Genomic DNA, 26635 nt, shown 5'->3' with positions numbered 1-26635 from the left:
AACACTTTGACCTCTGCATAGCGCCCACTAAAGCAAATAAAAATTATTATAAATCATAATATTATGATTATTATAGTTATCTTATATAATTTAAAATCCCTCGGCCTTTGGCTGTACGAGTTCAAGTCTCGTCCCGGGTACCATCTCAACAAGATTAATAAAAACAATAAGCTGTACTAAAATTTGATGCCGCCTTGTGCGGTTTTTTTTCGTCTTACATTTGAGCAGCCCCGGTGAAAAATCAATGATTGGCTAGGAGAGGAGGCAGTGCGATTTAAGCCCTATGAGCAGCTGGATAACGAGGCCGGATAAGCCACTAAAGCGACGCCCATGGCCAAGCCAAAAACTGCAATAGAGGGGCAAGTAACGCAACACCAATTTTTTTAGCCAAAATCAGCCTGAAAGCCGCGCCGGATAAGGGTTAACAGAGAATGAGAAGGTGCATAAAAAGTGAATATTTAAGCCAATGGCGCGCAGGCGGGGGGATCGCTCGCAAAGGGGTCTGCAAGGGAAAATTAACCCTGCGTCCTGGCGCATGAAAGCCATCCTGTAAAGTGTTCGTTTCAGGCCGAGAAATCCTCATCAACACTGCGAGGCCCTACTCAGGGTTTCGCAGACGCCTGAAGGGATTTTGAGTATACTGGGATGGCGGTGAATAGCAGGCAGGTTATTCATTTCTATGAATAGAAAAGCACTTTGCTTAGGCGGGCGGCGGCCATGGCAAGGTGTGATGCACGGTCTTAAGCAGAACCAAAATGTGGGATGAATAGGCGTAGACCTGGACGGCACGCTGAACGAGTTACGCACAGGCCAGGGCACGCGCATCGGTGTGCCGGCGGGGCTGATGATGCAACGCATGAGACACTGGCTAAGAGAAGGGCGCGAGGTCAGGATTTTTACCGCACGGTCTGCGACAGCGGACGGTGTCCGCGCGGTGCAAAGCTGGCTGCGTGCGCAGGGGCTGCCGCCGTGGTAGTGACGAATTTGAAAGATAGCGAGATGCAGCCGCTATGGGATGATCGGGCGGTAAGGATGGTGAAAAATACCGGCAAGGTCTGCGCGGAATACGAAAAATGCCAAGCCCTGAACGCTGAAAGTCAGGAAACGATAACCGACTGTTGAATCAGTGCGCCGTGCGCAGGTTGTCCAGCTCTTTATCGGTCAACCCGGTAGACAGCTTGACAACGGCGCGGTCTACGTCATTAGCAAGAAGCTGGCGGGCGATCTGGATACGGGTTTCCTGCCGGCCCTCTTGCCGGCCCTCTTGCCGGCCTTCCTGCCGCAGCTGTTCTGCTATCGTCATAACATCCTCCCGATAATCCTGTGTCTGTGCTGCTATGGTATGCAAAAACTCTTTGATATCTGATGTTTCGCCTCGACCAACAATATAGTACATCAGACTACGAAACTGCTCATGCGGCAGCGTCCACTGATTCAGCAGTCGGGCAATTTCTTCGGCCAACTCTAGCATATCCCTGGTGCGAATATGCTTCATGACCAGCTCCAGCAAGGCGACACGTTGGTGGGTCACTATCGCTCTATCCGGTATGGCGGTGATATCCACCAGCGGGAAGGCTTGCCTGTAGACTGATTCTGCCAGTTCAGGATCGGCAAAGCAATCCAGCCAACGGGTCGTATAGGGGTAAGGTGAGGTTCGGCCATGGTAAAAAAGCAAGGGGATGACGACCGGCAAGGTATCGTTACCCTGCTCCAGATGCCGCTGCATCGCGGCGACTGCGTACCTTAACAGCCGAAAGGCCATCAGCTTTTCCGGGCGGCTCTGGTGCTCAACCAGCGTGTAGATATACCCTTTTCCCGCAGGGGTCTGAATGGAATAGAGCATATCGGAACATTGTGCACGCAGGTCATCTTCGATAAACGACCCGGACTCCATTGCGAGGGTAGTAAAATCGCAACGTTCCCGAAGATAGGGCGGAAGATGAATGGCAAGAAAGTCCCGGGCAACCTCGATATTACCGAGAAATTTTTTGAACAGCGCGTCGTGGTGTGAAGGCGTCTTTGACATCGGAGCAATATAACTGGAGAAACGGCAAATTGACCAGAGGCATTTTACCCTTCGTTTTGACTCCATTTAGGCGCTCAATTGAGTTCTGCCGTGGGGCCAGTTACAAGTTTTCACACTTGCTGCACTTTAGCCGATGATAGGTTGTAAGTCCTGTTGAACACGCTCAATCAGAGATATCGGGTCGATATTTAAAAGTCGGGCGAGCTGTATGAGCTCAACGAAATCTAGTCTTCTTTCCCCGTGTTCGATCTTAGCGATAAAGGATGGCGGACGCTTCAGCACGTCTGCGAGCTGCTGCTGGCTAATGCCGCTGTCGATTCGGGCCTGACGCAGTAAGCGGATCACCCGCAAATAATCCTCCGTATAGATTGAGCTCATTTTAACCGCTTTGTTTGACCAATATCCCAAAATCGAATATCGGACGTTTACGCCTATATCCCAAAATAGGATATCTAGATGAACTTATAACAAGGAAAGGTGAGCGGTATGGATAAGCTAGACTGGCATCGGGCAGATATTGTGGTATAGCTGAAAAAAGAGGTACCACGTTGGCAGCCGTTTCCAGGACTGCGGGCTTAGCCTCGTCGATCCTTAACAACGCGCTATGGCGCCATTGGCCAAGAGAAGAGAGCATCATTGCAAAGGCCCTGAATCTAAATCCCTGGGATATCTGGCCATCGCGATATCCTGAAAGCGACGGGCAAATAACGGACAAGGAGTGAAGTCGCCGATGAAAAGACTTAGCGACAATAATGCTATCCACCACATAGCATTTTGAATGAGCCTTAACCCTATAGAAAGAGAAGGCTCTGGCTAACTATTTTCAGACATTAAAAGCACATAAGAAACCCTAGAGCCCCGCCAGCGGCAGCTCATGCACAAGTTTGAGCACACTCTTGAGCAGTGTTATCCGGTTTAAGCATGCATGCTGTAGCAAACGCTGGCTGGGTGACAGAAGCCAGGAACAAAAAAGTTGCGGTGAATAACACTTTAGGTGACTTAAGTAAAGAAAACATAACGTTATCTCCATGGTGAATTGGACTTATTAAATTAGAATATGACTGATTGTCAATCTGTAACAAAGATATTATTGGCATTATGGAGAGTAGACTTCACAAATGACCTTAAGCTGTTGCAACTTTGTTTAGTACCCTCTTCGATATCTGTAGAAGCTGTCACATAAATATGTTTATCTACCATGAACGGGCAAAACACTAGCAGGCAATTAGCAACGACTAATCCATTCATTTTATCCATTAGCCATTATTTCAAGATAGTCCGCTATAGATTTAGTAATTTTCAATTTAGAGCTTATAAAGCGTTGCCCACGAACAGCCTGGGCAACAATAACCGGTCCCTTGGAAATGATTAGCCGGTCAAAGGGACATCTATGTAATCTATCAGGTGGACATTGCTCTTTTAAAGTATGTTCACTTTCTATTGAATTCTCACGAAGCTTTTAAGTGAAATCGTTATTCCAGACGTCGCCACACTTTGGTCTGACGTGCCAATACCTGAAAGCGCCTAAGTGGACATGGGCGTGCTCTTCTACCCACAAACAGGCAACCGCTGGGCCCGCTGTAGTAATCCTGCCCGCTTTAGTTTATTTTTCTACCGGCTATAAGCCAGCGCAAATCGCCATGCGAAAGCATCAGACCCGTTAGTTCCTTAATCCGTTTTGTTAGCCTTTGTTCTCGCCGGCGTTCACCGCCTTCCGGCTCCGGGGGATCTTCGTCATAAGTCGTAAAGTTAATGACAGAACGCCGAGGCGACGCGTCCGCGTTGCTAACATCAACCGCCAACTTTGGCACAATTTTCCACTGCTTGAGTCGAGACAGAATAGGCAAATCACCGCCTACGGCCGTATCAAACAGGCCACGAATACTGAGCACTTCCTCGCCGTACTGATTAATTACCTCAGTAGGCTGGTACCCATTGCGCACAGCGAGATCGGCACGCTTGATCAGCGGCCCGCTTTAGACGTTCCTATCCTACCGAGTCGGGCGCGTTGGCCGCGCGTGGCAGGCGGCAAATTCCACGATCAAGCCGTGTGCGGTTTCGCTGTCATTCAGGCGGCGCAGCTTCCGCCAAACGGTGACAGGGAGGCAGCAAATAACTGAAACTGGCGTACGCCCCAGCGTGATGCCTAAGCGGTCGCGCGTTCCATCCTCGCCATGACGTTGCCAGCGGGCTGCCCTGTGCTTTCGCGACGAAAACGTATATCCGGAGCCATTCAGAATCGGGGCAGCCAATTTTATTCTCAAATTATCAGAGGGCTAAGATGATATTTTTGTTGCGCGGCTTTAACCAATTCTGTCAATCCCAATCTTTTTAAAATTTTAATGTTGTGTACAAGTCGGGAGGCTGCCTTAGGTGGAAGGCTTTTTTTGGTTTTAGTCCCCAACTTGCGCAACGAATTGCCGACAGCGGTAGGACAAAGTTGATGTAAAGCACTTTCACGATATCCATCACCGGGAACAACAAGCAAGCTTACATCAGGTGATAAAATAATTTTTTCCATCGTGCTTCTCCCCATCGTAATAGTGTGAGATGCGGAAATAATATTACGCCATCGCCGTCCATCAAACAATTAGACTTTCTCGCTGAGTGAAGTTGGTCGCCGTTTTATTAATGTACAATAGGTAAAATTAGAGTAAAATTGGCCATGATAATATTCGCTAAACCCGCCGACACAGGCCGTATGCCATCCAAAAATTAGCCGTAAACTTGCGTATTCACCTATCGATAAATCTACCTATTTCTATCGTCTCGATGGCATTGGCCGATATTCCACCGGAGTTGATACCACCATTAGGATGGCGGCAGTCAGCGTTATTGATTTCGCCCACTACTTCGGCCTATGCCTTAATATAGGAGTCGCAAGCCACAAATTTTCTTAACGTGCCACGGAATAGGGTGGTCGCTATTGGCGGAGTTTTAACGCTGGGTTTAGCGCAGAGATATTATGCTAGCATTGTTCACAACGTTGACAATCGTTAAGTAATAGGAGGTTAATTTGTGCGATTCATATCCGGTTAATGCTATTAATCATTATCATCAAGTTGTCCATGATAAAACTCCGCAGGCTTCCGCGCCACCGCGAACGGGAAGAAAACGCGTTTTGCATCGGCTCGCTTCGGTGAGCAATACGTGGCTCACTTCGGCAGCACCGATCGGGGAAACGTTATGCCGCATGGCCGATAATTATCCGCTGAGTCTGATGCTACTCGCCGTAGGGGCAACATTGGCGATATCCGGTCCCTCTGTCTACATTATCCCCGTATGCACGGCCGCGTTGATGATAAGCGTGGGCCGTTTAATTAAAATTCGAGCGGTGCTCTCCAATGAACCCTCAGGCCGGCAGCAACACTCTGAAGCTGAGCATGGCGCGTCGTCTGTCAATCATGGCGGTTTTTTTACCCGCAAAGCCGCCTATCCGCCCGTACCGCCGTTAACATCGATGTCAACACCAATGCAAACTTTCAGGTCGGGTTTGACGCCAACGTTACCTACAACGCCAGCACCTGCTTCAAAGCCAGGAGACACGCCAGTGTCCTTTGTCATCAATTATGGTCAAACGGCGCCTGTAATGAAATGACAGGAGGAAGCCCATGGCGGCTTAGGCCACGCCGGGCGCGTCCGTTCTAGAAACCTTCATTAAAACGGCCATTTCCGTTTCATTTGCGGTTCGCAAGTCCGGCCAAAAGCGGTTTTGTCGCCTTTTGGGCCGGCAAATGAGCAGGGCGCATACGATTTCGCGCCGGTTACCATTCAGACTCCTCATCACGCGCCTTGAATCGCTCAAATGGAAATGCCTGCCATTGGCCTCTTAGGCGAATGTGACATCCGTCGACGGGAGAAGTGGAATGAGGTTAATCCCTCCCGATAGTGTTCATCGCCAACCCTGGCCTCTCTCGCCATGTTGCGAAATAGACATCTTGCGACAGTCAGGGAGGCCATCTTGCGACATTCAATTGATCAGCGCCATTAGCTACGATGGACAAAACACCGTCTCAGGCAAGCCACTAGCGTTAATGAAATGCAGCAACGATGGCCTAACGCCGTGGCAAGCATGTGCTGCCAAAATGCCGTCTACAGGCGTGCTACATTTCTAGCGATGCGTTGGCTCGCATGGGCTCGGCGGCAGGCGTGATGAATTTAGCAAATTGGCAAGGGGGGCCGCGGGTAGCGGTAGGCGAACTACGGCATTATGAGGATGAGGTAAGCACGTATTATAGCCCGAGGTTTCACCCCGAGCTAACGCGGTGACTTGTTCATTACCAGAAAAACTCAACCCCTTCTTTAAAGATTTTCTTGGGCATGTAATTCTTCAGGGCGGTAGCGCGGCAATATTCATTGAGTTGCGACAGTGATTGCACGCTGATTTTACTGTAGATACCGGCCAGCCGAGCTTCCAGCGCCTTTGTCGACAGAAACAGCCTTTCCGCAATCTCTTTTTCGCTCAAACCTTGTCTGGCATAAAAAATAATATCTAATTCGCTCTCGGTAAAGGTGGCGTCTGGGGGCGTAAGCGTAATAACCGAAGGTTTGAGACTGTCGAAAAATTCCGATACCGAGAGTAATTTAAATTTTTGTATGTAATAAGCCGTGCCTAATATTTCACCCTGGTTATCATTAATGGCAAATTTGGGACAATAATAGGGCTCCATAACGGCTTGACGACCATAATAGGATGTCGTAACAACGTCGGCCCCAAGACTGCTCTCTTCCGCTGCCCGGTCTTGTTTCTGAAAATCCGGTGCGAGCTCGGACCAGGCGCAGGGGAATTCGTCGTCCCGGCGCCCCTCGAAATCAAAGCCGGTCGGGATATTAAGAAATTCAATACTGGCCTTGTTCAAATAGACGAATTTGGACTCTTTGTTTTTTATTCCCCAAGGAATCGCCGCATGCTCCATTATGGCGATAAGGGGAATGTGGTTCAAGGTATGTAGGGTTAAACTGCCGGAGACTGGATCATTGAGACTACCCATGATTGCTATTCCTCTATGATGAATTGTCAGTTTAAGAAAACCTCTGGCCGGTGACTCAGAAAATTACATGATTTAAGGGGCAGGTAAAGAGTAATTCCTTCCCAATAAACGGGAGTCCATCAACATAGGTGCATAACTAAAAGCAAGATTCGCGCAGACAGCGAGTTAATTAATCTTTAGCAAGTCAAAGATGTGGCCTGATGGTCACCGTGCCGTCGTCAAGAACGCCGACCGTCCAGCAAGCGACACAGGTCGTCGGCCGGGCCCGCCCTTGTCGAACAGGCGCCGCGGAAATGATTCCGCGTCGTCGCTACCGCTTGGCCACTCATTACTGCGGGTTTTGCCGCGAACGGTTGGTGCCAACGACGAGCCGTGTCCTGAGGCGCGCGCTTTTTGATGGTGTTTACCACCACGGCGGGACGTAAACGGTCATTATTAATCATCCTTACTGCCGGTAAAGGATACTAAAAGCCTCTTTTGCGGCGGAACGCGTCGGGACAAACCCGGGTGGAAATCAAAAAAAACATAACGTTTACTATTTGTTTAAGTTTGGCGTGATGTAAGGCTGTTCATAATTAATCTATTGATAATCCGTTTAAAAATTCTGAGTACCATAATAGTTTTGTTTTGGATAAGCCGTTATGTCCCATACGATCGTGCATGAAATTGATGGTTATCCGCAAAGCGGATGGAGCCTGTTTTGGGCCCTTTTTTCAGGTGAATGTAAACCGGGTGAAATTTGGGATAATACGCCGTTTCGCCTGAAATTCTTATTGCGTACGCTTATCAATCCGGTGGTAACGCTGAGTTTTCTACAGCGCGTCGCGACCGACTCGCTATTGCGTCACGTGGCGCTGGCGCAAAATACCTTGCCCGCGAAAATCCATCGTCCCTATCTTTTTGCCGCCTTACCGGTAGCGGCGCGCGCTCAGGCTATCCTTGAACACTATACTTTCATCCAAACGCTGCCATCTTTGCCGCTGCGGCAAGCGCTGTCGGTGCCCACGGCCACCCGGCTGTGCACGCTGGAGGGCAAGAACGGTGAACGTTTCGAGATCAAACTGAGTATGAGCCGTTTTGAGCGCGAAGGTGAGGCGACATTGACCATCCACGACGCTGAAAATCGCCTGGCGTCGCTTACCTTTTCGATAATGACGTTCCAGAAAAAGCAGACCCTATTTATCGGTGGACTACAGGGCGCCAGCCGCAGCACCTCCCATAACGTTATCAAAGAGGCGACCAAAGCCTGCCATGGTTTATTTCCCAAGCGGCTGCTGGTCGAGATGCTACAGCTTATCAGTGGTGAGATAGGGGCGCCGCAAATTATCGCGGTCGGCGATAAAAGCCATGTTTTCCAGAGCGCGCGTTATCGCGGTAGTAAGCAAAAAGTGTTTCTTGCCCATTACGATGATTTTTGGGCCTCGGTGGAAGGCGTTGCGCTTACGGGAGGGCTTTACGCATTGCCGCAGCGAATCACCCGTAAATCCCTCGACGATCTTCCAAGCAAGAAACGCGCCGAGTATCGCAGGCGATTTGCCCTGTTGGAGGACATGCAAGCGCAATTCGCTGCGTTTATTCATACCACGGCGGCATAACCGACGGACTCCCCCGGCGCGCGGGTAAGGTTGTTACCGACTGACTTAAATACCACCGGCTGCCCTGGGCGAAGGGCCAATGCCGGCGGCGTGAGGCGGCAAGCCGCGTGCGCCGGCACGGGCTTCACAGCGTCATCAGCGCGGCTACTCTTTCGTCTGTCAGAGTGGGCATGAATTCGGTTATGTCATAATCTGCCACGGCGGTAAAGGGATCCTCGGCCAAAATGCGTTCCAACTCATCCCGCGCCATGCTACGAGCGAGAATGACGCCGCCGGTGCGGGGGATCTTACGGCCGGCGGCGATGAAGATACCCTCGGCAAAATAGGTCTTCAGCCAGTTTATGTGATCTTCCTGCAAAGCCGTCACTTGGGACATAGGCTGGTTATAGCGCAACGTAATAAGAAACATGGACCACTCCAAATCTAAAGGATCCCGCAAGCATATCGCGTCTCGCGGTCGTTGAGTCAAACATTTTGTGTCGGGGCTGGGACGCTGGCGCGCGGGAACGCCTGTCGTTCGGGTGATGCGCCGGTTTGTGGGCGGGGGCGGGGGCGTAAAAAAATAGACGTTCAGATCAGCGTTTCGCCTGCCCTGGCGCGACGCGCCTGCGCCAGGGAGGTGCCGTTGCCCGGCCGGGGGGCGGGCAACGTTTTGCGGTTACTGAACCTGTTGACCGCCGGTATCGCCACCGGCAGCAGGCGTGGCCTGGTCAATTGGCGCGGCACCCGTGTCGCTTTGGGCGGGCGCGGTATTGTCCACCGGTACCGCGGCGCCGCTTTGTTCCGGTACGCTGGTTTGCAGGGTAACCGGTGCGGCGGTCCCCTGTTGTTTCTGATCGGTGTCGGGACCTTCGGTAATGGTCCGCTCATCAACCGGTTGCACCTGTACCGTCGCAGCTTGGCCGTTGTCGCCCTGGGCGGTGATGTTCTCCGGCATGCCGGAACGGCGCTGTAACGCCTGATCAACCGTACCTTGATAAACGCTGGGATCTACCAGAACATGGCTGACGTTGACCGGCAGATTAATCGGCACTGGCTCGTTCGAGTTGAATTGTTCCTCGGTCACTGAAAGCGGGTTATGCACTTCCAGGTAGCGCGAACCATCCGGTTCAATCGTGGCTTTTACCGGTTCATTGATAAACTGAACGCGGGTGCCGACCGGCACATGATCAAACAGATATTTGATATCGTCGGCGCGCAGACGTACGCAGCCGTGGCTGACGCGCAAACCGATGCCGAAGTTGGCGTTGGTGCCGTGTACCGCATACAGGCGGCCAACATACAGCGCATAGAGACCCATCGGGTTATCCGGGCCCGCCGGGAACACTTCCGGCAGCGTTTCACCGCGCGCGGCGTATTCCGCGTGCATGGCTTTGGTCGGCGTCCAGGTGGGGCCGTCTTTCTTGCGTTGCACCGAGGTCACCCAATTGGAAGGGGTGTCTTTACCCAGCTCGCCAATGCCGATAGGCAGTACAATGACCGTCTTGGTGCCTTTCGGATAGTAATACAGACGCATTTCGGCGCTGTTGATCACGATGCCTTCATGGGGGGTGTCGGGCAAAATCAGCTGCTGTGGGATGATCATTTTGGTGCCCGGGGCCGGGAGATAGACATCCACGCCCGGATTGGCTTCGAGCATATTGCTGAGCCCCATTTGGAACTGGGCGGCAAAATGCTCAAGCGGTAATTTATTCCCTTCGGGAACGGTGATTTGCAAGTTTTCCCCCACCAGGCGGCTTGTGCCTTCCGGTAACGGATAGACAACGGCGAAGGCGGACTGACTGTAAACAGCCATTGCCAATACCATGCTACAGAACGCGCGAATTTTCATTTTCATAAAGTGTCAGATGTAATCGCCTTACAGGCAGCCAATGAGTGTTTACCCGGCATCATGTGCCGGAGGTGCATTATAAGTGCTCAATCCCCGGCGTGGAAAGGATAAGTGTAACCGAAACGGTAACGCTCTGCTCAGCGTATACGCGAATCAACGTATGCTGTGATAATCTGTGAGGGTGACTGCGTCAAAAAAAGGAGCGCGAATGGAACGGCTCGATTGCGATCGCATGCTGGTGGCGGTGCTGGAGATGGGGAGTTTTGCCGCCGCCGCCGCTCGTCTTGGCACCAGTAGTGGCCAGGCGTCGAAAATGATTTCGCGCCTCGAAGCCTGTCTGGGGGTGCAACTTATCAAACGCACTACCCGCGCACTGTCCCCTACCGAGGTTGGACAAACTTATTATCATCGCATTAAAATTCTGCTCGATGAGCTGGACGCGCTCGACGCCTCGGTGCGCAGCGCCGCGGATGCGCCGTCTGGCCGTCTGCGGCTGACCTCTTCCATTTCCTTCGGCGCCCGACAGCTGGCGCCGGTACTGGTGGATTTCGCCCGCCAATATCCCGCGATTATTCTCGATGTCGATTTTTCGGATCAGATGGTGAATCTGGTCGATGAGGGGTATGACATCGCGTTGCGCATCGGTCGGCTGGACGACAGCAGTCTGGTTGCCCGCAAGCTCTGTGATGTGCGCATTGTGCTGGCGGCCTCGCCGGACTATTTGTTGCGCCGTGGCGAACCGACGCAACCCTCCGATCTCCGCTTTCATGACTGTATCGTTGATACCAATTTTCGCGATCCGAACTGGCAATTTGGTTCCAATGGCGATGATGGCGCGGTGTCAATCAGCATTAATAGCCGTCTGCATTTCGCCAACGCCGACGCGTGCTTGTACGCGGCGATGTCCGGCCTGGGCATTACCCGGATTCCTTCGTTTATTTGCGGTGAGCATTTTCGCAGCGGCCGGCTCACTCCGCTCCTCCCGCAGCGGGAAATGACGCCACTGGGTCTATACGCCATCTATCCGCCGGCACGTCATCTGGCCACTAAGGTGCGAGCGCTGGTGGATTATCTCGCAAATCGCTTCCGCGGCCAGCCAGCCTGGGATCAGGGCTGGTGAGGAATTGCTTCCATAATGGAAATTAATAACCTCTGAGTGGGAGGATTATCATCCGATCGGCATCACGGTATCTTGCGAAATGTGAACGCAGCCATAGGTTTGCGCGCCTGCTGGTGCGGCTAATGACGCTGGCGATTTTCCTTCCGGCCCGCAGCGGCGGAAAAAACGAACGGCATTAACCCGGTGGCTCCGGCGTTGGTGATACTGGATTTGTAAAAGTAAGGAATACGCGATGAACACTAGCCTGATTATTCTTTTGCACGGCGTAGGGAGCAGCGGCGATGATTTGCTCCCTCTGGCGGATGCCTGGAAGCACCAGTTACCCGGCTGTGACTTTGCTTCTCCCGATGCGCCGACGCATTCCGATTTTGGTCAAGGCTATCAGTGGTTCAGCGTAGTAGGCGTAACGGAACAAAACCGGCCGCGGCGCATTCAGGCGGCGCGGGCATCGTTTGATACCACGCTGGCGCGCTTAATGGCAGTCCGGGGACTGGAGGGACAGCCGGAGAAGGTGGTGCTGGCGGGGTTTTCCCAGGGCGCGACCATGGCTCTGGATGCGGTCGCTTCCGGCCGCTGGCCGGTGGCCGGAGTGGTCGCGTTTTCCGGCAGATTGGCGACACCGCTCCCCCTAACGCCGGCAGCGGCGCAGACGCCGGTGCTATTGCTGCACGGAGGGCAAGATGACGTTATTCCCGCGAGCGAAAGCCCGCTGGCCGCGCGATTGCTGAGCGCGGTGGGCATGAAGGCGACGGCGAAAATCTTTCCGGGCCTCGGCCATACGCTTTCACCGGAGGGCATTACGCTCGCCGGACGGTTCATTGCCCAGGCCGTAAGTCGCGAAAGGTAAACCGCCCCGAACGTCTTACCGCGGGAGTAACAGGACGCCGGAGCGGTGGCGGCGACACCGGTTATCCCTTGGATTTACGGGGATCGCTGGTGCGCGGATAGGTGCGTTCTTCCTGAATCGTGCCATCCTGTTTATGAATTTTCACCGAGGCCGTTTTGCCGGTCATATAACTGTGGGTAAGGGTAATAATTTCATCCTTGGTCGCCGCCGTTTTTGAGGGACGGCTATTACCTTCCTTGGTTAAGACCCATTTATCTTCAGCTTTAGTGACATGATAATTATCCATCTTAACTCCTGTTGCGTGATAGCGGTTCGGCGCGGCAAGCGTCTTTTCCACAGCAGAATGAAAGAAGTATTAATACTGCAATAATAAGCGTAGCAGTTAAACGGCCGTTCGCCGCGCTGGCAATCGCTATTACCATGATGTGCAGCTTGCTCCCGGTACTCGCCTGCTGTGCCGGCGGGACGTTGACAGGTTGTCATTCCGATGGCCCGGCGAGCGGATAACAGGTTGTCATATCGATATGCTGTAATAGCGGTTGCGGGGCGCGCTGGGGTGCGGGTGAGGGAAGAGGGTGAAGGGGAATGGCGGGACCAATAACAAAAGGAAAGAGAGCAGGGACTTAAGGCGCAACGGGGCAAAAGGGAGAAGGGCGTGGGTAACTTAGGCGGCAACAACGTAAAGAGGGGTGGGAACAACGCAGAATCGCGGCTTCGATACTGCTTGCTGGCGTATGCCGGCCTTGGGCGCGTTATCGCACGCGACGGTAAGCGAGTACGCCGGGCACTCCCTGTCGCAACGTCGGTTTTATGCAGTGTGGCCGCCTGAGCGCGTTATTTCCGCTGGAATGAGACATAACCTGCAATATTGTTTGCGCACCAGGTGAGCGAATGATTATGCTAAGCTACTAACATCGACGGCGATTTTGGCGATATTAGGCAGTTGGCAATGGCTTAATAATGCGATTGCAATTAATAGCAAGTAGGAGTGGGATATGACTTTAGAGGATTGGGAACGCCGTTTTCAGGAATATCTGGAGCAACATTTTCCGCAGGATGACAAAGCGCATGATATTGCCCATTTTAGTCGGGTGTGGAAAACCGCCCGTAAAATAATGCAGTTTACCGACGCGGATGAAAGGATCGTATTAGCCGCCTGCTATTTCCACGATGTGGTCAATCTCCCCAAAAATCACCCCGAACGTCATCTGGCATCACGACAGGCTGCCTTGCGCACACGAGAAATTCTCGCCGACTATTTTCCCGATTTCCCGACGCGGCTATATGGCGGCGTGGCGCATGCGATTGAGGCGCATAGCTTCAGCGCCGGCATCACGCCGGAAACGCTGGAAGCAAAAATCGTGCAGGACGCTGACCGGCTGGAGTCCTTGGGGGCCATCGGCTTAGCGCGGGTGTTCCATGTGGCCGGGCAATTGGGCCGGGGCCTATTTCACGCCGACGACCCGCTTGCTTTGCACCGGCCGCTGGATGATGTCAATTATACCTTTGATCATTTTCAAACCAAATTATTGACCTTGGCAGACAGTATGCAAACGGAACTGGGAAAGGAAATGGCACGCTATAATATTGAATATCTGGTAACGTTTATGAGTAAATTATGTGCGGAATTAAAAGGGGAATATTACCAATTGGATAAGGAAACACTGGAGAGATTGGGTATGGGTTATAAAGCGGAAGGGAGCGCGGCGGCAGAGTAACGCTTTTTAACGTTTCTTTTGTAAATCGATTGCGTTTAATGACGAAGAGCATTGATTTCCCGCGTTCGGCACCGCCAGGGCACCGCTCGCCGATCTCGGCGGAAATAGGCGCCCGCGAGGAGGTCTGACATGGCGCGGGGCGGTTGCTGTAGCGACAGGGGGGAGAAAAAAATTAATTCGGCGTTTCGGGGTCCGTGCCGCAATGGCAGCGCTGATTATCCTGATGGACCCACTTTTGCCCATCCCAGTTATCACTGCGTGACGTTGGCGCCAGTAGGGTCAGCCCTGTCGGTAGGCTGCCCACAAAATCGATCTTCATCCGGCTACCGGTGTCCTTGCAATACGCTACTTCACCGCGCAAATCGACCACCGTTTGCCAACAGCGACCATCGCAGCTGCGCACCAACGCCCAGCCCTTGGTCGGCAGCACCGGTTTATCGGCAAAGCTATGGGGGGGGAGGGTGGCGCCCACGCATAAATATTCCTGCGTGGCGCAGAGGTATTCGCGGGTTGATGGGTGAGTGCAGTAGACCACCATCCAGCCCGAGCGCCGGACGATGCCCTGCGCATCCAGGCTGGCAATGGCAAAATCGGTTGAGTATCTTCTATACATGGCGCCCTCCTGAGAAAACCCGCAATAGCTCGTCGGTGCTTTGCCCTCAAGCTCGAATTATCTCTACATCCATGAATGAAGTTGAAGTATCACGTTAATCATTCTTATTGTCATCATTTAATTATAAATAAATTAGATTATTTTGTGGCCAGCGACGCCAGGCGCTAACCTCACCGAGAATGGCAGGCCATTTGTCAGAATGGGGTGTCATTCGTCTTATACAGTGTGCAGATCCCGTTTACTGTCGAATTTATAACCCGATGTTGTCGTTTTATTCACCTTTTGCCGCAAGGGATAGCCCCATGTCCTGCGTGTGAGGCAGACTACGATGTCGACGGGTCTCGCTGTTGCCCACGGGTTTACCGCCAAGCCGCAGATAAGTTTTACTAATACTTCGTCGGTTTGACGCTGCTGACGGCAGCTTCTAGGCTAATGATTCAAGTCACGCTAACGGATAAGGAAGAGGGGATGCGCCCATGAGCGAGAAATATCCACAGCAGGCTCCGCCCGCGCAGCGGCAGCATACACAACCGGGAGAAGAAAGCGCGATGGACCCGCAGCCGGTTTATGATGACCCCGACTATCGGGCGGGGGGCAAACTTAAGGATAAAATTGCCGTTATTACCGGCGGCGACAGCGGCATCGGCCGTGCTGTGGCGGTCGCCTTCGCAAAAGAGGGGGCGGACGTGGCGATCGTCTATCTGAGCGAGGACAACGATGCGCAGCAGACCCGCAGTGCCGTAGAGTATTATGGCGCGCGGGCGTTACTTATTCGTGGCGATTTGGCGGAGGTGAGTTTTAGCGCGCAGGTGGTCAATGAGACCTTGGCGCATTTCGGCAAACTGGACATTTTGGTCAACGTGGCCGGCGAGCAACATCCGCAGGCGGATTTCGGCGCCATCACGCCGCAGCAACTGGAGCGAACATTCCGCACCAATATTTTTTCGATGTTCTATCTTTGTCAGGCCGCGTTACCTTATTTGGCATCCGGCGCCACCATCATCAATACCGCTTCCATTACGGCCTACCAGGGGCGGCCTGATCTTATCGACTATTCGTCGACCAAGGGTGCGATTACCTCTTTCACCCGTGCTCTTTCCAATCACCTGGCTCCCAAAGGCATTCGGGTGAACGGGGTAGCGCCGGGACCGATCTGGACGCCGCTGGTGCCTTCGACCTTTAGCCCCGAACAAGTGGCCAGTTTTGGCGAAAGCAAGCCGCTGGGCCGACCTGGCCAGCCGGCCGAGTTGGCGCCGGCTTATGTCTATTTGGCCTGCGGGGACTCATCCTATGTCAGTGGCCAAATGTTGCATGTTAACGGCGGTGAAGTGGTTAACGGATAGAGCGCTGGCGCAAGGGGCGGCGCGAAGGCCGTAGCGCGGCAATCGCCGCAGGCCGCTGCCGTATCGCCTGTCCGGCGACCCGACGAGAAACAAGTACTCAGCCTGCGGGCGGGAGGTAATGATGGCATTTGAAACCGGCGATATCGTACAGCCGAAAAAAGGCGGACCCGCGATGAGCGTGGTGAAAATCGAGGATGGCTTCGTTTATTGCGGCATGATGGATTCCGGCGAGGAGAACAGTAAGGCGTTCAGAGCGGAAGAATTGACCCTGTATAAAGAAGAGGGGGATTTCGGCGTTTGCTGATCCAAGCCGCAGCAGGCGCCGCCGCGGGTTCACGCCGCAGGCCGCAGCGCGTCACCCAGCCTGATGCCTGATGACGCGCTAAAGCCCGCGCACTTTGGCCCTCTCGTCCGGGCCGCGCGGCGCCTGAGCGCGCCGTTTCCCCTTGCATTCAGGTTGTAATTCACCTAATTTATCTGCTGTTTTCGCCGGCCGTTCCGGTTGGGTTTCCGTTGCTACATCAGAAAAATGTGTTGTGAAAATACGCCGTCGAATCAGTCGCAAAAAATATCATCGCGAGACATTGAGCGATGCGCAATTTGCCATTGCGGTACTGGCGATTGCGTCAGGAACCCTTATCCTCTTTGTCAGTTTGATGACACTCTGGATAATCTGACTATCGGCGAGGGAAAGGAGCAGATATGGAATCCAGCAAACTTGATGAGACAAAATTACTGCTGCTAATCGGTTTGTTAATATCCATTTTAATCGCCGTAACGGTTTTATTCGGCCTCGCCTGGTTAAACGATCTCCGCCATTCGGCGGATCCTATTGATGTCCAGTCATGCTATAAAAAGGCGCCTTAACGGCGGGTCGGATAGCCCATGATTACAGGATAAGGATGACTCGCCGACCCCCTACGTCTTCTTCTAGCGCACCAGGTCAGGCGGAAACCGCCTGATGACCCGGTTCGGCGTCCTTTAGCAGGCCCGCCAGGCGTATCTGCTGACCGCGCAACTCCAGCGCCAACGGTTCATAAATTGAACGGCAGCCGTTGACATCTTGCATACCCAACAGACCGAAAGGCCGGTGCTTTTCCTCGCTCCAGCTGCGGTAGTCGGCGATGGGATAATGGCAAATGCCTTCCACCGCCACGTGAGCCTGCATTGCCTGCACCGCCTGTTCAAAGATATAGCGCGCCCAGGGGACGCGCATCTCCTCATCCGCACCCGTTTCGGCGATGAGGAGCGGGCGTTGATAGCGTTGCCACACCTCCTGCAATAGGGTCGCAAAGGGGCGGTAATGGCCGTCATCCAGCGCAATCGTCTCTCCGTGATAAAACCATTGATTGCCAGGTCGATACCCAACGCCGATGATATCCAGCCACTCTTCACCGCCGCCCAGCGCCTGCATTTCCCGGCCGCAGAGCATATCCCACACCTCGAACTGACGCAGGCGCAAAGCTTCCGCCGCCTGTTCCAGCTCCGGTTTGCCCGCCGGCGCATTGATATGCACCACCGGTTCCGGCTGAAGGAAGCGCGCTGTGGGATCTACCGCGCGGATCGCCGCCATGGCGGCCAGGCTGGCGCGAACCAGCTGCTGTTTTAACGCCTTGCCTTGCCCGGAGGCCATCGGCGCGATGGACGCCATATCGCCACCCGCCCAGCTCCAAAATGAAACCGCATTGATAGGGGTATAAATGGGTTGCACTATCCCTTCAGCGCGCACCAGCGCCGCGGCGGCGCCGGCGAAGCGGGCAAAACCGTCCACGAACGCCGGCTGCCAAATATCCAGATGATCAGGCCAGCCGAAGTGGCACAAATCCCAAATCACCTGGAGTCCGTTGGCCTGCGCGCTATGTAGCATCGGCAAAAAGCTCGACCAATCATACTGGCCGGGCGTGGTTTCGATAAGGTGCCAGCGCAATCCATCGCGCACGGTGGTGAGCCGGCAGTCGGCCAATTGGGCGTAATCTTTCGCCGCCAGCATTTCATGGCCGCTGGAATGAATAATATCGAGCCGGCGTCCGTCGCCGCGCCATTCGGTGGAACAGTCGAAGCCGGCCTGGAAAAAGCTTTGAAAGAGTGAAGGGCCGTGAATCGCGGGCAGGTTATGGATAATTTGATCTTGCATAATGCGTCCCCCTAACCGTGACGGTTTTGCGCCGTGCGGGCCGAATGAAGCGTATCCTTTAAGCGTAGACCCAGCCTAGAGGTACGCGAGCGAAAAACGCCTGAATTGCGATCGCTTAGACAAGGGCGTTGGGCCAGCGCGGCGGGTCAACCGCGCCGTTCACTTTATGACCGGCAAAGGGGATAATGGTTCTCCACGCGGGAGGATGAGAGGAGAAATAATGGACGCGCGTATTCAGATCATCACCGGCGATATTACCCATCTGGCGGTCGAGGGCATTGTCAATGCGGCCAATCAGCGGCTGATGGGTGGGGGCGGTGTCGATGGCGCCATTCATCGTGCCGCCGGCCCGGCACTTGTGCAGGAATGTGCGGCGATTCGCCGCGCGCGCGGCGGATGCGCGGTGGGGGAGGCGGTGATAACCGGCGGCGGCCGCCTCGGCGTGCGTCACATCATCCACACCGTCGGCCCCGTCTGGCGCGGCGGCGGGCAGCATGAAGCGGCGCTGTTGCGCAGCGCCTATGACAATAGCCTGCGGCTCGCGGCGGAGTACCGTCTGGCCCGTTTGGCTTTCCCCAATATCAGCACCGGCGTATACGGTTTTCCCAAACCGGCCGCGGCCCGTATCGCCATCGACGCCGTGCGCGCGTTCCTGGCGCGCCATGACTGGCCGCAGCAAGTCATTTTTGTCTGTTTCGATGCGGAAAATGCGCATTTATATCAAACGGCGCTGGCGTAGAATGCCGGGGGCAAGTCAAACGCCGCTGATGGACATTAGCGGCGGCAAGACAAACGGCGCTGGCGTAAATCGCCGGGGGCAAGTCAACGGTATTGAGGTCCATCGCCGGCAGGCGACCCCATGGCGCGGGGATAATGGATGATAAACCGCGCCAGTGTCCGGGCAGCAATCGACGCTCCTTCAGCGCCGAGTACGGTGACGCCCGGCGCCAACGCGGTATGGGGCATCGCCGGCAGGGAAATGTAATAAGATCTTTCCGGGCGCCGGTGATTCATGGGCGCTATCCGGCCCGATCGGCACCCTAGCATCCGCGGTCAGGGCAATATGCTGATTTGTCGGGGTTAAAAAATCTGCTTTTTTGCCCATAATCCGCTGAAAGAGAAAAAAGCATTAACCCCCGCCCGATGGCTAAGGTAAAATCAAACCGGGCGCCAACTGTTGGCTTACCCTTTTATAGACTATCTTTTATCACTCGAAGAGTGGGTTTTTCAGCCTATTGAAATACAGGGTGCCGGGAAGGCGAATAAGAGGAACCATTACTGTATCATGCTGTCGGACAAGTGATTTCAGTAATCAAAGATTGCTGTAAATGATTAAGAGCACACGCAGAGGGGGGGATGTGCCAAATAATAAATTCTTCGTCAAATCATCCAAAGCGAGTCTCCGTTGGCTGGGAGCCACGGTGCTGTTGACGCTATACGCTTTGCCCTCATGGGCATTTTCTATTGACGATGTGGCTAAGCAAGCCCAGGCGCTGGCGGCCAAAGGGTATGAAGCGCCAAAAAGCAATGTGCCTTCGCAATTTCGCGAAATGAAGTTTGCTGACTATCAGCAAATTCAATTCAATCATGATAAGGCGCTGTGGCACGATTTACCGACCCCATTCAAAATCGAGTTCTACCATCAGGGGATGTATTTCGACCAGGCGGTGAAAATCAATGAAGTGACGGCGACCGCCGTTAATGAGGTCAAATATTCATCGGATATGTTCAACTTCGGATCGGTCAATCACGATCCCGATGCGGTGAAGGATCTCGGTTTCGCCGGGTTCAAAATCCTCTATCCGATAAATCAGCTCGATAAAAACGATGAAATTGTCAGCATGTTGGGCGCCAGTTATTTTCGCGTTATCGGTAAAGGGCAAGTTTATGGCCTTTCCGCGCGCGGTCTGGCGATCGATACTGCGCTGGCGTCCGGGGAAGAGTTTCCACGTTTTCGTGAATTCTGGATTGAGCGTCCCAAGGCCAATGATAAGCACCTGGTGCTGTATGCGCTGCTCGACTCCCCCCGCGCCACCGGCGCTTACCGCTTCGTCATCTACCCGGGGCGCGACACCAGTGTAGATGTGCAGTCTCGCGTTTATTTGCGCGATAAAGTCGGGAAACTGGGCCTGGCGCCGCTCACCAGCATGTTCCTGTTCGGGCCGAATCAGCCCGCCACCACGATGAACTTCCGTCCCGCGCTGCACGACTCCAACGGCCTATCGATTCACGCCGGCAACGGCGAGTGGATCTGGCGTCCGCTGAATAACCCCCGTCACCTGTCGGTGAGCACTTTCCAGGTGGAAAATCCGCGCGGTTTCGGGCTGCTACAGCGCGGGCGCGACTTCTTCCAGTATCAAGATCTGGACGATCGCTACGACTTGCGCCCGAGCGGCTGGGTTGAACCCCGCGGCGATTGGGGTAAAGGGCATGTCGAGCTGGTGGAAATCCCCACCAACGATGAGACCAACGACAATATCGTCGCGTTTTGGACGCCGGAGAAATTGCCGGATGTCGGTCAGCCGCTGGAGCTCGCCTATCGGCTGCACTTCTCCCGCGATGAAGATAAAATCCATTCGCCGGATTTCGCCTATGTGAAACAAACCCTACGCTCTGCGGGGGATGTGAAACAGACCAACCTGACGCGTCAGCCGGACGGCACGACCGCCTTTCAAGTGGACTTCGTCGGCCAGCCGCTGAAAGAGCTGGACCCGGCTGCACCGGTCGCTTCCCAGATTAGCGTGGGCGACAATGCCGAAGTGGTCGAAAACAGCGTCCGTTTCAATCCGGTTACCCACGGCTGGCGTCTGACCCTGCGTCTTAAGGTGAAAGACACCAAGCAACCTACCGAGATGCGTGCCGCACTGGTTAACGGCGATAAGACATTGACCGAAACCTGGAGCTATCTGCTGCCTGCCAATGAATAATTCTACCTCCACCAGCCTCGACTATGTCGAGGCGTTGCCGCTTGCCGCCGAGCAAAAGGCTGGCCTGCGCGATAGACTGCGCGGGCAGGGCGATGACGCGCCTGATGCCGTGCATCAGGCCCTAAGCGATGGCCCGGCGCCGGATGGCGAAAATCTTGCCGACGAAGATGTGGCGCTGCGGTCGGTTAAAAGCCGTTTGCATATGGCCTGGCCGCAAACCGCGCGCCATCCTGAGCTGTTGGTCAATGATAGCCGCGGGCGTACGGCCATTAAGGCGATGCCGACCATCAAGCGCACCACCATGTTTCCTGAACCCTGGTTCACCAACCCGCTGGTCCGCTTTTGGGGGGTGCTGCGCGGCAGGTCGCGCGCGCCGCGCCATAAGCAGGAGATGGCCGCCCGCGAAGACGGTAACTGGCGGATTGTCGGCACCATCCGTCGCTATATTTTGCTGGCGTTGACGCTGTTCCAGACCGCCATTGCTACCTGGTACATGAAAACCATTTTACCGTACCAGGGCTGGGCGCTTATCGATCCGATGGATATGATCCATCAGGACCTGCTGCAATCGGTGCTGCAGTTGCTGCCGTATGTGCTGCAAAGCGGGATCCTCATCTTGTTTGCCATCCTGTTCTGCTGGGTGTCGGCCGGCTTCTGGACCGCGCTGATGGGCTTTTGGCAACTGCTGATTGGCCATGATAAATACAGCATCTCCGCCAGTACCACCGGCGATGAACCGCTGAATCCGGCGCATCGCACCGCCTTGATTATGCCTATCTGTAATGAAGACGTGGAGCGGGTGTACGCCGGTCTGCGCGCGACCTATGAATCCGTGGTCGCCACCGGCCAGATAGATCACTTCGACGTCTATATTCTCAGCGACAGTTACCATCCTGATATCTGCGTCGCCGAGCAAAAAGCCTGGATGGAGCTGTGCGAAGAAACCGGCGGCACGGGGCGCATTTTTTATCGCCGCCGCCGCCGGCGGGTAAAGCGCAAAAGCGGTAATATCGACGACTTTTGCCGGCGCTGGGGCAATCAGTACGCTTATATGGTGATTTTGGACGCCGACAGCGTCATGAGCGGCCATTGCCTGACCAATTTGGTGCGGCTGATGGAAGCCAATCCGCGCGCCGGCATTATCCAAAGTGCGCCAAAGGCGTCGGGCATGGATACGCTGTACGCGCGCTGCCAGCAGTTCGCGACCCGGGTCTATGGGCCGTTATTCACCGCCGGCCTGCATTTTTGGCAGTTGGGGGAGTCCCACTACTGGGGCCATAACGCCATTATCCGCGTCGAGCCGTTTATCAAGCACTGCGCGCTGGCGCCGCTGCCCGGTGAAGGGTCATTCGCCGGCTCCATATTGTCCCATGACTTCGTGGAGGCGGCCTTGATGCGCCGGGCAGGGTGGGGAGTTTGGATAGCCTACGATTTGCCCGGTAGCTATGAAGAGCTACCGCCCAATTTGTTGGATGAGCTCAAACGCGATCGTCGCTGGTGCCACGGTAACCTGATGAACTTCAGGCTGTTTTTGGTCAAGGGTATGCATCCGGTCCACCGCGCGGTGTTTCTGACCGGCGTCATGTCCTATTTATCGGCGCCGCTGTGGTTTATGTTTCTGGCGCTATCGACCGCCCTTCAGGTGGTGCACACGCTAATGGAGCCGCAGTACTTCCTACAGCCGCGCCAACTCTTCCCGGTGTGGCCTCAATGGCGGCCGGAGCTGGCGATTGCGTTATTCTCCACGACGCTGGTGCTGCTGTTCCTGCCCAAACTGTTAAGCGTCATTCTTATCATCGCCAAGGGCGCGCGGGAATTCGGCGGTGTGCTGCGGGTAACCGTTTCGATGCTGTTGGAAATGCTGTTTTCCGTGCTGTTGGCGCCGGTCAGGATGTTGTTTCACACGCTGTTTGTGGTGAGCGCCTTCCTGGGCTGGTCGGTGCAGTGGAATTCGCCGCAGCGTGACGACGACGCGACGCCCTGGAGTGAATCCTTTAAGCGCCACGGCTCGCAAATGCTGCTCGGTCTGGTATGGGCCGGCGGCATGGCCTGGCTGGACCTGCGCTTTTTGTGGTGGCTCTCGCCAATCGTGGTGTCGCTTATCCTGTCGCCGTGGGTGTCGGTCTATTCCAGCCGGGCAGGTCTTGGTCTGAGATGTCAGCGCGCAAGTCTGTTTCTTATTCCCGAGGAGTATTCGCCGCCGAAGGAACTGGTGGCAACCGAGAATTATCTGCAACGTAACCGCGCCCGTATGTTGGCGGACGGCTTTCGCCGTGCGGTAGTCGACCCGGCGTATAACGCCCTGGCCGTGGGCATGGCGACCGCGCGTCATGGCGTCTCGGATCTGGTCGAGCGTAACCGGCAAGAGCATCTCGTCGCGGCCTTGACCCTGGGACCGACGAAACTTTCGCCCCAGCAGCGTCTGGCCGTTTTAAGCGATCCGGTCACCTTGTCCCGGCTGCACTTGCGGTTGTGGTCGCAACCGGAGCACATGGCCGCCTGGCGCGCGCCCGTCATCGCCAGGCGGCGTTAGAGGCTCACATAACCGCCACTGACCCTGCCTAATCGGACCCGGCCGTTTAATCGCGGCCGGTTTTTTTTTGTACCGAAGCGGCTTGCCGTGTCCGCCATTAGCGCGCTAATTCCGTCAGAAAGGAAAACGGAACTGTCCATTTCCCGTCGTCAGGGTCAGGAAAGGCCATGATAGCTTACCTCGCGGTTTCTCCCCTCTATAGGCCAGACGGGGATGCGGCACGGATAGGCTATAATTAGAGAGCTAATTAACGTTTTTTGCTGATGTAACGGGGTGGCAACCCCTAGCGAAACATTGAGGGCCCTCTGCGCCGCCAATTTTCCGGCGCAGAGGGCACAGGCAACGCGTCGGGCATCTTATCCAAGCGGCGCAAAGAAGGGCATGGTGACCTTTGCGCCATAGTGTAGGCGACGGGGCGAACACCCTATCAAAGCGGCGTAAAGAGACATCATTGAGCTCCCCGTAAAAGCGCCGGCGCGGTGAGCGCCCTACCTTATGCGGAAGGGAAAAACGTTATTTCCACCGCGCTGTGACGTAGGCGTAGGTGGTTTGATGCGACGGCGGACCACAAATAGACCATTTGGTTCCTAATAAGGAGCCAGATCTTGGATCGGCAGCATTTATTGTAACTTGACGGCGGGAGTTGGCCGTTAAAATCCTGATCAAAATTCAGGGTATGAGGATACCATGCAGAGTGATTGGCTGTTTGTCGTAAAAAAAATGGGTGTATTTCTGGTTTGTGCCGCCGTCATCGCGCTGCTAACTTCATTATTGTTTATCGATATTAATGGATTTCATAATGGGGAGCATGAATCTTCGCTGACGGAAATCGCGCAGGAGCTGATTTTACTGGCTATTGTCGTGATCCACGGCCTGTTATTGCGCAATCCCGCCTTGCGCCACAGCAGCGCGCTGATTGGCGGTTTTTTTCTGTGTATGTTGATTCGCGAGATGGATTTCGCGTTTGATATCATCCACCACGGCAGTTGGCTGTGGTTCGCGTTGGCGGTGACGCTGATGGCGCTTATCTATGCCGGCCGCGCGCCGCAACGTACCTTGGCCGGACTGGTGGGCTTTTTTAAACACCCCAGCTACGGTATGCTGAGCGCCGGTCTGTTGACGGTGCTGCTGTTCGCCCGTTTGATGGGTATGGGCACGCTATGGCACACGCTGCTGGCGGACGATTTCATCCGTACCGTCAAAAACGCCGTGGAAGAGGGGACGGAGCTGTTTGGCTACACGCTTTGCCTGCTGGCGACCCTGTCGTATTTCCACACCCAGCGCGGCAATGACGCGCAAGTGGCGCAGCCGGTCGCGACAGACCGATAACCTGAACGTGCCGGCATGATGTCGGCACGATCGTTTACCCAAGGCGCGGACGCTGGACCGCTGTTTGCAATCAGGTAATAAAAGCCACTATGGGACGATTTTGTCTGGTGTTTGCCGCGCTGCTGCTGCTTACCGGCTGCGGCAGTATTATCAGCCGTACGGTGCCCGGCCAAGGGCACGGCAATCAATTTTATCCGGGCGTGCAGTGGGATCTGCGCGACACGGCCTGGAAATACCTCACCATTATTGACTTACCCCTGTCTATGGTGGTTGATACACTGCTTCTGCCGGTGGATTGGCGCCATGGCCCCTATGATTAAACCGCCGGCTCGGCCGTTCCCGCCGTCGCGGCACAATGGCTACGGCGGCGTTAGCGGGGCGGGGTGATGCGAGAGGGGTGGAACATCACATCGCGTCCCATTCATCGGAAGCGGTTTTACCCTCTTCGGTATCGAGCGGCGGTTCATATTGATATTCGCCCTCGTCCCACTCGTGCAGCGTATTTTCCTCCTGCCACTCCAGGCGCAGTTCGGTTTCATCGTAATCACCATCGAAAATCGCCTGTGCGGCTTCGCCGGTGCGAAACGACATCGTCTCGGTGGCGTCATTTTCTTCCGCTTGAAATTCGGCTTCCCACATGATCTCGCCGTCCTGCAGGACATATTTCTGTAGGCTGAATTGTTGCACTGACGGGGTTTCGTCCTCTTTGCTGCTGTCGGCTGACGCTTCCAGAAACTCCTCGCGGGCGATATCGATCGCTTCTTCCAGAGTTGCATACATGCTCATAGTTACTCTCCTGTGCTGATGAGGGGGCAGAGGTCGTCACGCCGATTACGGGCGTAGAAGTAATTGTTGTCGCTCTGGCCAAAGTTGCAAGTACCGCCCGCTAAACAGTAGATAGCAGAACAAAAACCGGCCCCGGACGGCGTGACCGTGGGTGAGTCGGCGGATAACCGGCTGATTACGCCGTGGATGTTTCCGGCGACGGGATTTTGCAAAGAAGATTACGGCAAGGGGTAAAGGTTTCGCAAAGGTCTGCACGGGGCGGCCGGGAATCGCTAAAGTGAAGAAGTAAACCCGATGTAGAGGAGAAAAACAGGATGAAACGCAACACGTTACTGGCCTTTGCCCTGATAACTACCGCCGGTGCGGCGAGCCTCGGCGCGCTGGCGGCGGCCCCCGCCGGCGCCGGCAATACGCCACCGCCTCCGGGGGCGCAATACGGACAGCCCCCGCTGGGGATGCCGCTGCCTCCATTCCCGGGGGCCCACGGCGGTCCGGGCGGGCATGGTGAAGGCTTTTGCCACGGCGATGAACTGTTTTGCGCCTCAATGGCCAGCGATAATCCGACGGAAAGTTTGCAGAAACTGAACAGCATACTGCCGCCCGCGGCGAACGGCGTACATTACCAAGTGCGGGTGGCCGTGGTGGCGATACCGGATCATAAACCGGGTGCAGGAGAAGAGCGGGGTGGAAAACCCGCGCCCAGGCCCGGACAAAGCGCGCCTCAGCCCTAAAACAACCTGATTTTCAGGGCGCCCCAGCGGTGGGCGTCCCGGCAGCAGACGGCCGTCACCCCCCTACGACGGTCGATTTTGGCGGCGGCGTTAGCACGCCGCCCTTTTTTT

At 54.8% G+C, this 26635-nt stretch carries 27 protein-coding genes; 16 read left to right on the top strand and 11 right to left on the bottom strand.

Annotated features, from left to right (window positions below; genetic code table 11):
• The first annotated feature begins 969 nt into the window (after positions 1–969).
• On the top strand, positions 970–1122 hold the full coding sequence (locus SANT_RS24500) for a hypothetical protein (RefSeq protein ID WP_158500159.1): 153 nt from the start codon (positions 970–972) through the stop codon (positions 1120–1122).
• Position 1123: 1 nt separating this feature from the next.
• Here SANT_RS24500 and SANT_RS12870 read toward each other — a convergent pair whose 3' ends face one another.
• Both SANT_RS12870 and SANT_RS12865 read right to left on the bottom strand, forming a co-directional pair.
• On the bottom strand, positions 1124–2026 hold the full coding sequence (locus SANT_RS12870) for an Rpn family recombination-promoting nuclease/putative transposase (protein ID WP_025422707.1): 903 nt from the start codon (positions 2024–2026) through the stop codon (positions 1124–1126).
• 126 nt (positions 2027–2152) lie between these two features.
• Positions 2153–2404, bottom strand: a complete 252-nt coding sequence (locus SANT_RS12865) for a helix-turn-helix domain-containing protein (RefSeq protein ID WP_025422706.1) — start codon at positions 2402–2404, stop codon at positions 2153–2155.
• A gap of 170 nt (positions 2405–2574) precedes the next feature.
• Here SANT_RS12865 and SANT_RS23375 point away from each other — a divergent pair, with 170 nt between their 5' ends.
• Positions 2575–2748, top strand: a complete 174-nt coding sequence (locus SANT_RS23375; protein WP_420480343.1) for a helix-turn-helix domain-containing protein — start codon at positions 2575–2577, stop codon at positions 2746–2748.
• A 1538-nt stretch (positions 2749–4286) separates the two neighbouring features.
• On the opposite strand, the gene SANT_RS24160 is transcribed toward SANT_RS23375, so the two are convergent.
• Positions 4287–4547, bottom strand: a complete 261-nt coding sequence (locus SANT_RS24160) for a hypothetical protein (protein ID WP_148296287.1) — start codon at positions 4545–4547, stop codon at positions 4287–4289.
• Between the two features lie 495 nt (positions 4548–5042).
• Between SANT_RS24160 and SANT_RS24155 the strand changes: the two genes are divergently transcribed.
• Entirely contained in the window at positions 5043–5624 is a 582-nt protein-coding gene (locus tag SANT_RS24155; RefSeq protein WP_148296286.1) for a hypothetical protein, read from the top strand.
• 679 nt (positions 5625–6303) lie between these two features.
• Here the strand turns inward: SANT_RS24155 and SANT_RS12855 are convergent.
• Entirely contained in the window at positions 6304–7017 is a 714-nt protein-coding gene (locus tag SANT_RS12855) for a helix-turn-helix transcriptional regulator (protein ID WP_025422704.1), read from the bottom strand.
• A 641-nt stretch (positions 7018–7658) separates the two neighbouring features.
• Here SANT_RS12855 and SANT_RS12850 point away from each other — a divergent pair.
• Positions 7659–8612 (top strand): VirK/YbjX family protein, encoded by a 954-nt coding sequence (locus tag SANT_RS12850; protein WP_025422703.1) that lies wholly within the window; start codon positions 7659–7661, stop codon positions 8610–8612.
• Positions 8613–8736: 124 nt separating this feature from the next.
• Here SANT_RS12850 and SANT_RS12845 read toward each other — a convergent pair whose 3' ends face one another.
• A complete protein-coding gene (locus tag SANT_RS12845) occupies positions 8737–9021 on the bottom strand; it encodes a YciI family protein (RefSeq protein ID WP_025422702.1) in 285 nt (94 codons plus the stop codon).
• 249 nt (positions 9022–9270) lie between these two features.
• Positions 9271–10449: a L,D-transpeptidase family protein gene (locus SANT_RS12840; RefSeq protein ID WP_025422701.1), complete on the bottom strand. Its 1179-nt coding sequence runs from the start codon at positions 10447–10449 to the stop codon at positions 9271–9273.
• 202 nt (positions 10450–10651) lie between these two features.
• Here SANT_RS12840 and SANT_RS12835 point away from each other — a divergent pair, with 202 nt between their 5' ends.
• Positions 10652–11563 (top strand): LysR family transcriptional regulator, encoded by a 912-nt coding sequence (locus SANT_RS12835; RefSeq protein ID WP_025422700.1) that lies wholly within the window; start codon positions 10652–10654, stop codon positions 11561–11563.
• Between the two features lie 232 nt (positions 11564–11795).
• Entirely contained in the window at positions 11796–12410 is a 615-nt protein-coding gene (locus SANT_RS12830) for an alpha/beta hydrolase (protein ID WP_025422699.1), read from the top strand.
• A 61-nt stretch (positions 12411–12471) separates the two neighbouring features.
• Here SANT_RS12830 and SANT_RS12825 read toward each other — a convergent pair whose 3' ends face one another.
• Entirely contained in the window at positions 12472–12696 is a 225-nt protein-coding gene (locus SANT_RS12825; RefSeq protein ID WP_025422698.1) for a DUF2188 domain-containing protein, read from the bottom strand.
• A gap of 709 nt (positions 12697–13405) precedes the next feature.
• Here SANT_RS12825 and SANT_RS12820 point away from each other — a divergent pair.
• Positions 13406–14128 (top strand): phosphohydrolase, encoded by a 723-nt coding sequence (locus tag SANT_RS12820; protein ID WP_025422697.1) that lies wholly within the window; start codon positions 13406–13408, stop codon positions 14126–14128.
• A gap of 172 nt (positions 14129–14300) precedes the next feature.
• Here SANT_RS12820 and SANT_RS12815 read toward each other — a convergent pair whose 3' ends face one another.
• The gene (locus SANT_RS12815; protein WP_025422696.1) at positions 14301–14741 is read right to left on the bottom strand and encodes a hypothetical protein; all 441 of its coding nucleotides are present in this window, start codon (positions 14739–14741) and stop codon (positions 14301–14303) included.
• Positions 14742–15217: 476 nt separating this feature from the next.
• On the opposite strand from SANT_RS12815, the gene SANT_RS12810 reads away from it, so the two are divergent.
• From SANT_RS12810 to SANT_RS24610, 3 genes are all read left to right on the top strand, one after another.
• Positions 15218–16084, top strand: a complete 867-nt coding sequence (locus SANT_RS12810) for an SDR family oxidoreductase (protein ID WP_025422695.1) — start codon at positions 15218–15220, stop codon at positions 16082–16084.
• A gap of 118 nt (positions 16085–16202) precedes the next feature.
• Complete coding sequence (locus SANT_RS12805; protein ID WP_148296285.1) at positions 16203–16388, top strand: DUF2158 domain-containing protein; 186 nt, start codon at positions 16203–16205, stop codon at positions 16386–16388.
• Between the two features lie 398 nt (positions 16389–16786).
• Positions 16787–16951: a hypothetical protein gene (locus SANT_RS24610; protein ID WP_200867249.1), complete on the top strand. Its 165-nt coding sequence runs from the start codon at positions 16787–16789 to the stop codon at positions 16949–16951.
• A 76-nt stretch (positions 16952–17027) separates the two neighbouring features.
• Here the strand turns inward: SANT_RS24610 and SANT_RS12800 are convergent, their stop codons facing one another.
• Positions 17028–18218 (bottom strand): beta-glucosidase, encoded by a 1191-nt coding sequence (locus SANT_RS12800; protein ID WP_200867248.1) that lies wholly within the window; start codon positions 18216–18218, stop codon positions 17028–17030.
• 220 nt (positions 18219–18438) lie between these two features.
• Between SANT_RS12800 and SANT_RS12795 the strand changes: the two genes are divergently transcribed.
• Positions 18439–18957, top strand: coding sequence for an O-acetyl-ADP-ribose deacetylase (locus SANT_RS12795; RefSeq protein WP_025422692.1), 519 nt, complete (start codon positions 18439–18441; stop codon positions 18955–18957).
• Between the two features lie 83 nt (positions 18958–19040).
• On the opposite strand, the gene SANT_RS12790 is transcribed toward SANT_RS12795, so the two are convergent.
• A complete protein-coding gene (locus SANT_RS12790) occupies positions 19041–19232 on the bottom strand; it encodes a hypothetical protein (protein WP_025422691.1) in 192 nt (63 codons plus the stop codon).
• Positions 19233–19546: 314 nt separating this feature from the next.
• On the opposite strand from SANT_RS12790, the gene SANT_RS12785 reads away from it, so the two are divergent.
• From SANT_RS12785 to SANT_RS12770, 4 genes are all read left to right on the top strand, one after another.
• On the top strand, positions 19547–21145 hold the full coding sequence (locus tag SANT_RS12785) for a glucan biosynthesis protein G (protein ID WP_081730466.1): 1599 nt from the start codon (positions 19547–19549) through the stop codon (positions 21143–21145).
• Complete coding sequence (gene mdoH / locus SANT_RS12780) at positions 21138–23678, top strand: glucans biosynthesis glucosyltransferase MdoH (protein WP_025422689.1); 2541 nt, start codon at positions 21138–21140, stop codon at positions 23676–23678. Before SANT_RS12785 ends, mdoH begins: the two co-directional genes overlap by 8 nt.
• Before the next feature lie 687 nt (positions 23679–24365).
• Positions 24366–25007 (top strand): hypothetical protein, encoded by a 642-nt coding sequence (locus SANT_RS12775; RefSeq protein ID WP_025422688.1) that lies wholly within the window; start codon positions 24366–24368, stop codon positions 25005–25007.
• 89 nt (positions 25008–25096) lie between these two features.
• Positions 25097–25327 (top strand): YceK/YidQ family lipoprotein, encoded by a 231-nt coding sequence (locus tag SANT_RS12770; protein WP_025422687.1) that lies wholly within the window; start codon positions 25097–25099, stop codon positions 25325–25327.
• An 85-nt stretch (positions 25328–25412) separates the two neighbouring features.
• Here SANT_RS12770 and SANT_RS12765 read toward each other — a convergent pair whose 3' ends face one another.
• On the bottom strand, positions 25413–25793 hold the full coding sequence (locus SANT_RS12765; protein WP_025422686.1) for a MysB family protein: 381 nt from the start codon (positions 25791–25793) through the stop codon (positions 25413–25415).
• Between the two features lie 314 nt (positions 25794–26107).
• Here SANT_RS12765 and SANT_RS12760 point away from each other — a divergent pair, with 314 nt between their 5' ends.
• A complete protein-coding gene (locus tag SANT_RS12760; RefSeq protein ID WP_025422685.1) occupies positions 26108–26524 on the top strand; it encodes a hypothetical protein in 417 nt (138 codons plus the stop codon).
• Positions 26525–26635 lie beyond the last annotated feature (111 nt).

Origin of the sequence: Sodalis praecaptivus (assembly GCF_000517425.1) — a bacterium.
GTDB classification, from domain to species: domain Bacteria; phylum Pseudomonadota; class Gammaproteobacteria; order Enterobacterales; family Enterobacteriaceae; genus Sodalis_A; species Sodalis_A praecaptivus.
Note: the sequence above shows the minus strand (reverse complement) of the source record. Positions and strands in the feature narration are given on the sequence as shown.